This is a genomic window from Microcystis sp. M079S1, assembly GCF_020246425.1.
Lineage (GTDB): Bacteria > Cyanobacteriota > Cyanobacteriia > Cyanobacteriales > Microcystaceae > Microcystis > Microcystis aeruginosa.
On record NZ_JADBSZ010000101.1, the window covers coordinates 1 to 9,753 of the forward strand.

Genomic DNA, 9,753 nt, shown 5'->3' on the forward strand with positions numbered 1-9,753 from the left:
GGAACCTGTCTGACTGGAGTACCAGCATCTATTTTCATTAATCCTGTATACATACCCTTAAAACTAGGTGCATTCCACAAACTTACCCCTGGCACACCCAAGAAAATTGAGTTAAGTGAGACTATGGCAAAATTTACCATAATGAAGACTAACAGGGGTAAAAATACTAAAAAACAAGACTGTTGGATTTTTTCTCTTAATTTCCACTGAGGCTTGGTTAAAAACATAATTGGAATTAAACTTAACATATAGATGTATTCAATTCCTTTTTCTGGTCGAGTAATGCCGATAAATCCGAGGGTTAATCCAGCCAAACAGGAATAAATGATTTTTTCTGATATTTTTTTCTTGAACAACAAAAATATGATCAACGCAATCAATATATTAAACAAGGAAACCGTTATTGCTTCGCTTCTCGCATCATTAAAAAATCTGAAAGTCAGAGGATAGAAAATTAGCAAAGAAAAAACTAAAACACAGACAATTTTCGGTACTTTTAGTAAGCGAATAGAATAAATCAATAAAAACACTGAAAAAATGTAAAATAGTTCGTGGAATATTCGCAGGGGTATCCCCGTAAAACTAACTAGCCAAACAAATAAGGAATAACCTGGGGGATGGCCTAAATTTAAGATACCAATTCCATCGGAAAACCAAACCGCTCTTTCCGCACGACTTAGATAATTCTGGGGATCACTGGGAGAGGCCACTATTTCACTGGTTCTCGTTAAGAATAGTTTAATTAAACAAATTAAAGTCAAAATAACTGGAAAAATTTTCGACACGACTTGACACTTAATCTCTACTATATCTTTACTTATCATAGTTTTTATACTTAACCAATAGTTCATTTAACACCTCTACAAATTGTCACAAAAAATGCTGATTATACCGATATTTATTATCAAGTTCGTTTATCAATCATGTCTGCTAAAAGAGCAAACATTCCTGTTTGGGTTGCCGCTATTAATAGCAGGAGAGTTCTTTCTGTGAGATCTTCATGAACAAAAATATCTTGAATTAGGGTAAATAAAAACCCAAGAAAGAAAAACCCAGCAATGGGAAGAAAAACCCGGAGAGGGGCAAAATACATTCCCACCCGGAGGATTAACTGGACAAAGCGCAAAGTATCCCGGATAGGCTTAATTTTACTGTTGCCCTGGCGAGCAAAATAGTCAATCGGTTCATAATGGACTAAATAACCATTAGTCAACATGGCTAGGGTAATCGTAGTGGTAAAACTAAAAGTATCGGGTAAGATATTAAAAAATCTTTCGACCACGCTCTTACGAAAAACCCGTAAGCCACTATTAAGATCTGGAATGCGACTATTGCTAATCCATTCGGCAAAACGGACAAGAAACCACTTAGGAATTTTGCGAATTGTTGGATAACTGACATTCGCACCAGTGCGCGCCCCGACCACCATATCGGCATTCTCTAGCAGGGCAACTAATTGGGGAATTCTTTAGTTAGGATAGGTTCCATCCCCATCCGTAATCACGATTGCCCCATATTTAGCCTGTCTAATTCCCGTTTTCAGTGCTGCACCATAGCCACGATTTCTGGGATGTTCGATTAACCTAAATGTCATCAATTCCTGAAGTTCTCGCAAGATTTCACCCGTTCGATCCTTAGAACCATCATTAACCACCACAATCTCATAGGTACAATTAGAGAGTTTTAGTTGTTCTTGGAGAAGTTCTAAAGTCGGAGTAATACCCTTTTCCTCATTGTAGACGGGAATGACAATAGAAAAAGCAGCATTGTTTTCCTTTCTTGCTGAACTTGACGATAATTGACTCTCCAATTTTGCACTGCTTTCCATTATTTCCAGGTGGATTGTTATTGGTTGAACCTCTGATTATGATTGGTTTTTTCAGAGATAGCCTCGTCGGGGTTAACCATAACCATATTTAGTCAATGGCCATAGGCCATCAAGGTTAAGAAAAATTTTTCCTCAACCGCGCAGAACTTTTTGTGCCTAGTTAGTATATAAGTATATATTGAACAGTTGTCAAGTCCTTCAAAAAAAATTAAGGAATAGATTCATGGTAGAAAAATTAGGCATCGATTATTTTGGCAAAAACCGCCCCCTGGCGAAACTTCACGGCAAGACCACCCTGCAAATGCGCCGCAAAATGTATGATTTTTGGTTCTTCGTTACTTAGTATGGTTCGATATGGGGGCATAAATCGACTGAATCCTTATCTGGCAAGAGATTTAATTGATTAGTTCGCTCTAGATCGAAACCAATTAACAAAAATCGCCAAATGTCTTTCTCTATAAGAGTTTCATTCCTTATAACCCTGTACGTTGCATAAGACAAACCGAAGAGCCTGATTTTTTAGAGAATGCCGTGGATGGTGTGAGGGGAAAAAAATTTTTAGACCATGGTTCCACACCGGAAACCACCAGACAAGCGAGTAACTGCTTTATCCGCTGGTTGCTGGAAGATGATGCTAAGGTTTATGCCTGTTCTCCTGAAGAAATTAGCCATTTAGCGGCATTTTTCCCCGGATTACTTGTCCTTGATTGGCCTCCCACACCTTCCCAAGTAGAAGGAATTGACTATATCATCTCATCGGCGGTTATCGAACACGTCGGCAATGAACAATCGCAGATTGAATACGTCAGCAGCCTGCTGCGATTATGTCCCCGCTTATTTATCACTACTCCTAATCGCTACCACTGGCTAGAATTTCATACGCGCTTGCCCCTCTTGCACTGGCTGCCGAGAAGTTGGCATCGCGCTGTCTTAAACTTAATTGGGATGAAGTTTTGGGCTAGGGAAAAAAATCTGCGCTTGCTTGCGGAAGATGAATTTGCCCGTATTATTGAACAAGCTGCCCGAATTAATGGTTTAAAAGTTACTCTCCACTGGTATAAGCCGAAATTTCTGGGCTTAGTGTCTAATCTCTGCGTTTTAGTTCACTAAGGCTGTCACTCCTAAAACCACAAATCTATTCCTGGCCACAAACAGAAAATAAGTTATCAAAAAAAGACGAAAAGAAAGGACTTTTTCCGATAATAAAGGGTAGGTTTAACTCTGCCCTTTGCTCCGCTTTCTGGGCACTGATTACTGATTAAACCTCTTGCGTAATTAATTTTTCAGGGTTCAAAAACGGCAAAAATAAGGATTAAATGGCATAAAATATGTAAATAGACCATTTAACTGATTATTATTTATTCTTAATTCTCCTGACTACTGACTACTGGCTACTGACTCCTAACCCTAACAACAATTTTTGATTTTTACAAGAGGTCTATTAATGATTAACCTCAGTTCGGGATAAGGGGGGAAGGAAAAGGCGGCGGCTAGTAAGCTGAAAAATATATAACCATACCCTCGATAGTTCCAGTACTCCCAACTCCGGTGCAGTCTTAACGAGTAATTTAGGTAGTCAACAGCTTATTATTGGAGCAATGGGGTCAAATTCAGGACAAGACTTTAGCTAAAGAGGCAGGTAAATCGGCTAATTTTTCTACCACTGTCACCCCAGCTTCTTGAAAATGACGTAAGCTATCTTTTCTGGTATTCTTAGCGGCAACAGAGTAGGAAAGTTGGTTAGAAATAATTGTTTCTGTATCGCCGAAATTGGTTTCAATCGCTGCATTTAACCCCACAAGATAGGCAATCACTGGTTTTTCGATCGCCGAGGCAATATATTTGGCTGCCTCGATTTCGGCCTTTCCCCCCACCTGACTGACGAGGAGAATTGCCTCGGTATTTTCATCTTCCTCAAAAACCTGCAACCATTGGGACAAATTGGAGCCAATAATGCCGTCAGTACCCAAATTTACCGCCATAGATTCACCATACCCCGCTGCTGTTAAAGTTTTCGCCACTTCATCCCCTATGCGATCGCCGCGGGTGATCAGACCGATTGTCCCCGATTGATAAAAATTCGGTTCACAAATACCCAACCAAAGATAATTGGGAATAATCACACCCTGGCTGCCGGGGCCGAGAATTAATGTCCCGGTGGTACTAGCTATCTTTAATAATTCCACCAGATCCAAGGGGGGAACTCCGGGGGTGACGATAATTAATTGGGGAATTGCTGCTGCGATCGCTTCTAAGGCCGCATCTAGGACTTGATTGGGGGGGACTAAAATTAAACTGGTTTGGATTTCTCCGGCTTCAGCAACGGCCTCGGCCACTAGATCAAACACTGGTATCTCTGCGATTATCTCACCACCGGGGCCACTAGCCACCCCCGCTACCAAACAGGTTCCCTGAGCTTTCAATCGTGCCGCATAATATTTGCCTAGGGGTCGATCGATCCCTTGCATAATTATCTGATCTTTATCTGTCCATTTCATATATTAAGTGTTGGGAGTTGTTTCAGTAAACAGTAAACAGTAAACAGTAATCAGTAAACAGTAAACAGTAATCAGTGAGACACTGTTGATGGGAGTTTTTTTCAGTGGTCAGTAAACAGTAAACAGTAATCAGGTTCTGAAGGCAAGAGTCACTCATGCAAGAGGCAAAAGAAAGAATCTGGCAATTCTCTCACCTAAAAAGAAGGTTAGAAACTAGGCACATCAAAGCTTTTAGCTTAACCAATTAGGTTTTAGATTCGTCCCTTGTGAACTGAAAACTCACATCTGATTACTGATGACTGATAACTGATATACTTTAGTCGTTCATAATCTGAGATTTATTAAACTTCTGAAATCCTAGAGTGAGCAAGGAATCCAGTTCTTTTTTATGTTTCAGATAGGCATCATTCAGACATTCATAAATAGCTGAAGAAAAGTCGGAAAAGTTTTCATAATATTTACCATATAAACATTTCTTTTTGACCAATTTACCCAGGCTTTCAATTAAATTTAGATTAGGCAATAAGACGGCAGATAGAGTAATTCTATTGACAAAGAAAGAGCCAATTCTTCAACAATTTTACATTTTTGATAGCGGGCATTATCTAATACTAGAGTGATTTGAGGAAAAAATGCAAGTTATAGCCGTGCAAAGTATAGCTCAAGAGAGCATAGGCTACGATCGCAATCACAATATTAACATCAAATATGTTTGCTCCACCAGATGAAGCAGGACTAATGAATAAGGTGGAAAATGGCGCAATGAAAGGTGCAGATAGATGATTAATCAACTGAGCAAATTGATTTTGTGGGTTCGCACCAAACAAACGCAGCAAGAACCTCATTACCAGTAGTATTTGCCCTATTCCTGCCAGCCCGAAAATGCTATTAATTATCCAATTTAAGGTATTACTTCGTCTGGCAGATCGCAGGCGTTTCTCTTCTTGATCAAGTCGAAAAGCCTCTTCATCATGTAGCAGTTCTTGTCGCCGCTCAAGATTGGTTTCATCATCCCGATCGTGATTCATTCTTAGACCTCAGAGTCAATATTTTTCTGATTTAAATAAATTCTCCAATCAGTGGCGGGTACAAGCCACCACTGATTGTTCCCTCCGACCTACTCCCTTTCAACTTCTGCCTCCTTTTTAGGATTGCTATCCTTTAACTCTATTGATCGAGAGAAAACGGGCTTGCGAGTTTTCAAGTTAAAGCGGAATCCTTGAGGTAAGATGTGCAACCTGACTCCACACACTGCCATCGCTTCATCTTTGAGCAGTTCGTCTAAATTATCATAAGTTGCTTCTGATTCATCGACAACTGTTACAGCCCCACGCCCCACCACTTTAAATTCGTCACCGTCCACAATTACTGCTGTATCTTCGTCAATGCCAAAGCCTAAGTTAGCTGGCTGCTGTAAGAGAGCGGAAATCAGGCGACCTAGCCGTCCGCGCTGGGCAAAATGCTGATCGATCACCACTGAGTGCAGAAATCCCATTCCCGGACCCATCTCTATCGCGTCCATGCGTGGGTTGGTTTCCGAGTCTCCTTCAATAATCATCAGATCGGGCATGATGGCAGCACCGGCACTTGTCCCACCTACCACCATTCCCTCCCGATTGCGTTGGTGAAGTAAGGTATCTAGCTGAGTTCCCTTGATGTGTTCAATGATTAGGGCTTGATCTCCCCCGGTAAAAAACGCTCCTGTGGCTTCCTCAATGATTTTCAGGTTTTCTGGATCGTCGGCATCTTCCCTGTGAATGGTATCGAGGACACATACATCCTCGACACCGAGTCGCTCAAACACTCGGGTATAGGCTTCTCCAGCCGAACGAGGCTCACTTGTTGCCGCCGTTAACACGGCAATTTTAGCTTTAGTCCCGCCAGCACAGCGAACAAACTCTCGCAAGATTTGACAATCTCCATCTTTGTCTTCTGCTCCACCAATGATGATTAATTGCCCTCGCTCTTTTGTGGATTCCATACAAAAACTCCTTGAATAACTAAACAGCACAACAACATAAAATTAAATTATAATCGTTCACACCTCCCCTACCCAATACCGTTCGGTTGAGCAAACCAGCCCCCACCCCCCTCAGTCCCCACCCCTCTCTTATCTCCCCTTTCAGGGGAGACGATAGAAGTCCCCCTTAAGGGGGATTTAGGGGGTGGGATTGACATCCTCACCGCCCTAAAAGGGACGGTGATTCCTAGACCTCACGATCTAGGTTTCTGCTTCTTAGCAGTTGCCTTCACAGACTTACTCTGTTCGGGTCTGACACTCGCGACCCAGACTGATACCGCAAGCCCTGCGGCCAAAATGTTTTTACTGGCGTTAACATCCCTGTCATGGCAAGTTCCACATTCAGGACACTCCCATTCTCGGACACTTAACGGCATTTTCTCAACGATATGCCCACAATTATTGCACCGTTTTGAACTAGGAAACCATCTATAGCGTTTCTCGCATCTGTGCGGCACAGTTAAACCTTTGCTGATTAAGCTGTTCAGGTTCGGGAATGTACCTCTTGTGAATCAGAAATGCTATATCTATTTCCCGATAGTTTCTCCCATACCAACGGCATTTATAGGCTAATTGTCGAGTGATTTCTCCCCAACTAACATCTGATATAGCTTGAGCTAGTTTCGGGTTTTTTACAGGGTGAGAGCATCTCAAACGCTATTGACAATTGGCCAATTTTGTCATCCGCGTGGGCATTTCAAGTGATACCAGTCAATCAGAATAGTTACGAAATCGACCCATTTGGTCGATTTTTGCTTAACAATTGAGATGGCAAATTCTCCTCAAATATGCCTGAATCGTGGGCAAGCAACTCACATAAAGTTCATTTTGTCAAGGATTGTTAAGATGCGCTTACCTTGGGGTTTTTTACCCGGTTTTTTACCGCTAAATTCTCAACTACAATCGTTTGGTTTTCACGAACTAATTGAGTGGTTAGCTTATGTAAATGGTCTTTTCTGCTATCGGTGATTCGAGCCTGAATCTTAGCTACTTTGATTCTTGCTTTTTCCCGATTTTTTGACCCTTTCTGTGTTCGAGAATCAACAATTACCGTCGCCTCATAAACAAGTTGTAGACAACGCCAATCAGCACCAAAACCAAAAGCAGGTGGATTAAGCCGCCGCCAATGTTAATGGAGAATCCTAACAACCAGAGGATGAAAAGTATAACAACAGCAGTCCAAACGAGATCGAACATATTTCCCTCCTTGATTTAGAGAAAAGTAATGAAAATTCAGTCATCGATCCTTAATTGAGTATATCTTGAACCGTATCTTTTACGTCTTCTACTGCATTGCGAACTTGGCTTTCGACTTGTTTAGCTTTTCCAGCAACTTGATCCTGGCGGTTGCCAGTAGCTTTACCTATCGCTTCTTGAGCTTTGCCTTCAATGTTCTTTGTGACTGCTTTTGCCCGCCCTTTTAACTTCATCTGGTCTTTTATATCTTCTGCTGCGTTACGAGCCTGACTTTCGACTTGCTTGGCTTTTCCCATCATCTGATCTTTGGGATCGCCTGTCATGTTGCCAATCGCTTCTTGAGCTTTGCCTTCAATATTTTTAGTAACTGCCTTGGCTCGATTCATGCTTGCGATTTGAGTCTGCGATTGGGTGGGTAAAGTTGCAGCCCAACTATTTGTAGTTCCAAAATCAAAAGCTATAGTAATTGCCAGCATTATAGTTAAAATAATGGTGACAAAAAAGCGACGAATCTGTTGAAGTGACATCATTTTAACTCCCAAAAAGAATTTGATGAATCGATGATACATGGATGATGAACAACTACTGTCTAGCTCCTTTCGAGAAAGATTTTTCTAGTCTTTGACGGCGTAAGTTTACCGAGGGAGAGATCTTCGACTTCTTTGAGAAGCTAGATATCTGGTAATATTGGGTTTATTTACGCCGCCTTGTCCTAGTGTTTCACCTGTCTCGAAAGAAGCCATTTTTTGAGGAAGAGTTCCGATGAAATCTGAGTTTCAATCATTTGTCTGAATGGCGGTTGCCGTGACAAATGACCTACTAATCAATAATTTTTTTGACTTCATCTTTCACATCTTCGATAGTGTGACGAACTTTTGCCTCTGCCTGTTTTTCCTTGCCCTCTGCTTGAGCTTTGGGATCGCCAGTCAGATCTCCTACTGCTTCTTGAACTTTACCTTCGATATTTTTGGCGGTTGCCTCGGTTCTATCTTTTAAGCTCATGATGCTCTCCTTATTGAATTTGTTGGATTTGAGAACTGCTTACCTAAGTTGAGCTAACAATTCTGCTTCTGGTGTTACTGTAACAGGTGGTTGTTTGATTTACTGTATGAATTGATTGAGTCTGTATGAATTGCTTGAATACGACACAAAATGTAACGATACCGTTTCTGCAAGCATAGAACTTACGCATTGACAAAAAGGCTTAAATGTGGGTGGTCTAATTTTGTTAGTCTTAGATACAATTTCTCTCTCGACTCTTGACAAAACCCTCTCCGATTTGATTTCCTGACACAAGGGCATCTCTTATAACAGAACAACTGATGAGAAACATTACGAAGCCAACAACTGCTCAATGTAATCTGGCTATTTACACCCTATTTTTGCTCGGCGAACCTAAATATATAAGCTGTGTTCGTTTGGCTCAAATTCTGGGCAATTTATCTCATGACAGTGTCAATCGTTTCTTGTGGCGAGAGAACTATACACCCAAGGATTTGTTTGATGAAGTGGCTCCTCAAATCGAACTTGAAGGAGGAACAATCAGTACAGACGACATGGTAATTGACAAGCCTTATAGTCACCCAGCTAAAGCTGAGTTAATCGATTACTTTTACTGGTGGTAAACACAAAAAAGTAGTCAAAGGTATTAACGCAGTTACCTGATATTATACCGATTGTAAAGGAAGGTCAGTTCCCGTTAATTATCGAATCGTTAATAAACAGGAGGGTCAGACAAAACATGAATATTTCTTAGAAATGTTGGACGAAGTAAAAGCTTGGGGATTGAAACCAGAGACAGTCACAGGAGATAGTTGGTATGCTGCCAAAGAAACCATGAATACCCTTAAAGACAAGGGCTTTCGGGGTTTGTTTGCTCCTCATCGAAAATTTGGGTCTGAAACCCCGTCGTTCTACGACGGCTTTACTGTTAAATATGAGCATCGTTTACGAAATATATGCTAGTGTGAAAGGACATGGAAAAAGCCTACTCGTTTCGATTTTACCCAACACCCGAACAAGAGTCGCTATTGCGGCGCACTTTGGGCTGTGTAAGATTGGTTTACAACAAAGCTCTCCACGAACGAACACAAGCTTGGTATGAAAGACAAGAAAGAGTAGGCTACGCTCAAACTTCTTCAATGCTAACCCATTGGAAAAAACAAGAAGAATTAAACTTTTTAAACGAGGTAAGCTGTGTACCTTTACAA

General features: G+C 41.2%; 12 protein-coding genes and 4 pseudogenes. 4 read left to right on the top strand and 12 right to left on the bottom strand.

What is annotated here, in order from left to right; genetic code table 11:
* The 3 genes and pseudogenes from IM456_RS06160 to IM456_RS06170 all read right to left on the bottom strand — a co-directional run.
* Positions 1-851, bottom strand: a pseudogene (locus tag IM456_RS06160) (hypothetical protein); the annotation flags it as partial.
* 53 nt (positions 852-904) lie between these two features.
* Positions 905-1,429: a glycosyltransferase family protein gene (locus tag IM456_RS06165; RefSeq protein WP_287691261.1), complete on the bottom strand. Its 525-nt coding sequence runs from the start codon at positions 1,427-1,429 to the stop codon at positions 905-907.
* 39 nt (positions 1,430-1,468) lie between these two features.
* Complete coding sequence (locus tag IM456_RS06170; protein WP_287691259.1) at positions 1,469-1,828, bottom strand: glycosyltransferase family 2 protein; 360 nt, start codon at positions 1,826-1,828, stop codon at positions 1,469-1,471.
* 531 nt (positions 1,829-2,359) lie between these two features.
* On the opposite strand from IM456_RS06170, the gene IM456_RS06175 reads away from it, so the two are divergent.
* Entirely contained in the window at positions 2,360-2,938 is a 579-nt protein-coding gene (locus IM456_RS06175; RefSeq protein WP_287691257.1) for a class I SAM-dependent methyltransferase, read from the top strand.
* A gap of 500 nt (positions 2,939-3,438) precedes the next feature.
* Here the strand turns inward: IM456_RS06175 and IM456_RS06180 are convergent, their stop codons facing one another.
* From IM456_RS06180 to IM456_RS06220, 9 genes and pseudogenes are all read right to left on the bottom strand, one after another.
* Positions 3,439-4,326, bottom strand: a complete 888-nt coding sequence (locus IM456_RS06180) for a succinate--CoA ligase subunit alpha (protein ID WP_149986776.1) — start codon at positions 4,324-4,326, stop codon at positions 3,439-3,441.
* Positions 4,327-4,642: 316 nt separating this feature from the next.
* Positions 4,643-4,947 (bottom strand): annotated as a pseudogene (locus tag IM456_RS06185) (transposase); the annotation flags it as partial.
* On the bottom strand, positions 4,938-5,354 hold the full coding sequence (locus tag IM456_RS06190) for a YggT family protein (RefSeq protein WP_012265930.1): 417 nt from the start codon (positions 5,352-5,354) through the stop codon (positions 4,938-4,940). The gene IM456_RS06190 and the pseudogene IM456_RS06185, both read right to left, overlap by 10 nt.
* 89 nt (positions 5,355-5,443) lie before the next feature.
* Positions 5,444-6,307, bottom strand: coding sequence for a cyanophycinase (locus IM456_RS06195; protein WP_002763233.1), 864 nt, complete (start codon positions 6,305-6,307; stop codon positions 5,444-5,446).
* Positions 6,308-6,540: 233 nt separating this feature from the next.
* A pseudogene (locus tag IM456_RS06200) lies at positions 6,541-7,000 on the bottom strand (RNA-guided endonuclease InsQ/TnpB family protein); the annotation flags it as partial.
* A gap of 196 nt (positions 7,001-7,196) precedes the next feature.
* Positions 7,197-7,385, bottom strand: a pseudogene (locus IM456_RS06205) (transposase); the annotation flags it as partial.
* 8 nt (positions 7,386-7,393) lie between these two features.
* Entirely contained in the window at positions 7,394-7,543 is a 150-nt protein-coding gene (locus IM456_RS06210; protein WP_110546089.1) for a lmo0937 family membrane protein, read from the bottom strand.
* A 50-nt stretch (positions 7,544-7,593) separates the two neighbouring features.
* Complete coding sequence (locus IM456_RS06215; protein WP_002803199.1) at positions 7,594-8,070, bottom strand: CsbD family protein; 477 nt, start codon at positions 8,068-8,070, stop codon at positions 7,594-7,596.
* A 292-nt stretch (positions 8,071-8,362) separates the two neighbouring features.
* Positions 8,363-8,545 carry a CsbD family protein gene (locus tag IM456_RS06220; RefSeq protein WP_002752242.1) on the bottom strand — a complete coding sequence of 61 codons (183 nt, stop codon included), beginning with the start codon at positions 8,543-8,545 and terminating at the stop codon, positions 8,363-8,365.
* Positions 8,546-8,865: 320 nt separating this feature from the next.
* Here IM456_RS06220 and IM456_RS06225 point away from each other — a divergent pair, with 320 nt between their 5' ends.
* The 3 genes from IM456_RS06225 to IM456_RS06235 all read left to right on the top strand — a co-directional run.
* Positions 8,866-9,168: a hypothetical protein gene (locus tag IM456_RS06225; RefSeq protein WP_012265936.1), complete on the top strand. Its 303-nt coding sequence runs from the start codon at positions 8,866-8,868 to the stop codon at positions 9,166-9,168.
* Positions 9,169-9,301: 133 nt separating this feature from the next.
* A complete protein-coding gene (locus tag IM456_RS06230) occupies positions 9,302-9,508 on the top strand; it encodes a hypothetical protein (protein ID WP_002799008.1) in 207 nt (68 codons plus the stop codon).
* Between the two features lie 11 nt (positions 9,509-9,519).
* A partial coding sequence (locus IM456_RS06235) for a helix-turn-helix domain-containing protein (protein ID WP_287707088.1) occupies positions 9,520-9,753 on the top strand: 234 nt, incomplete at its 3' end.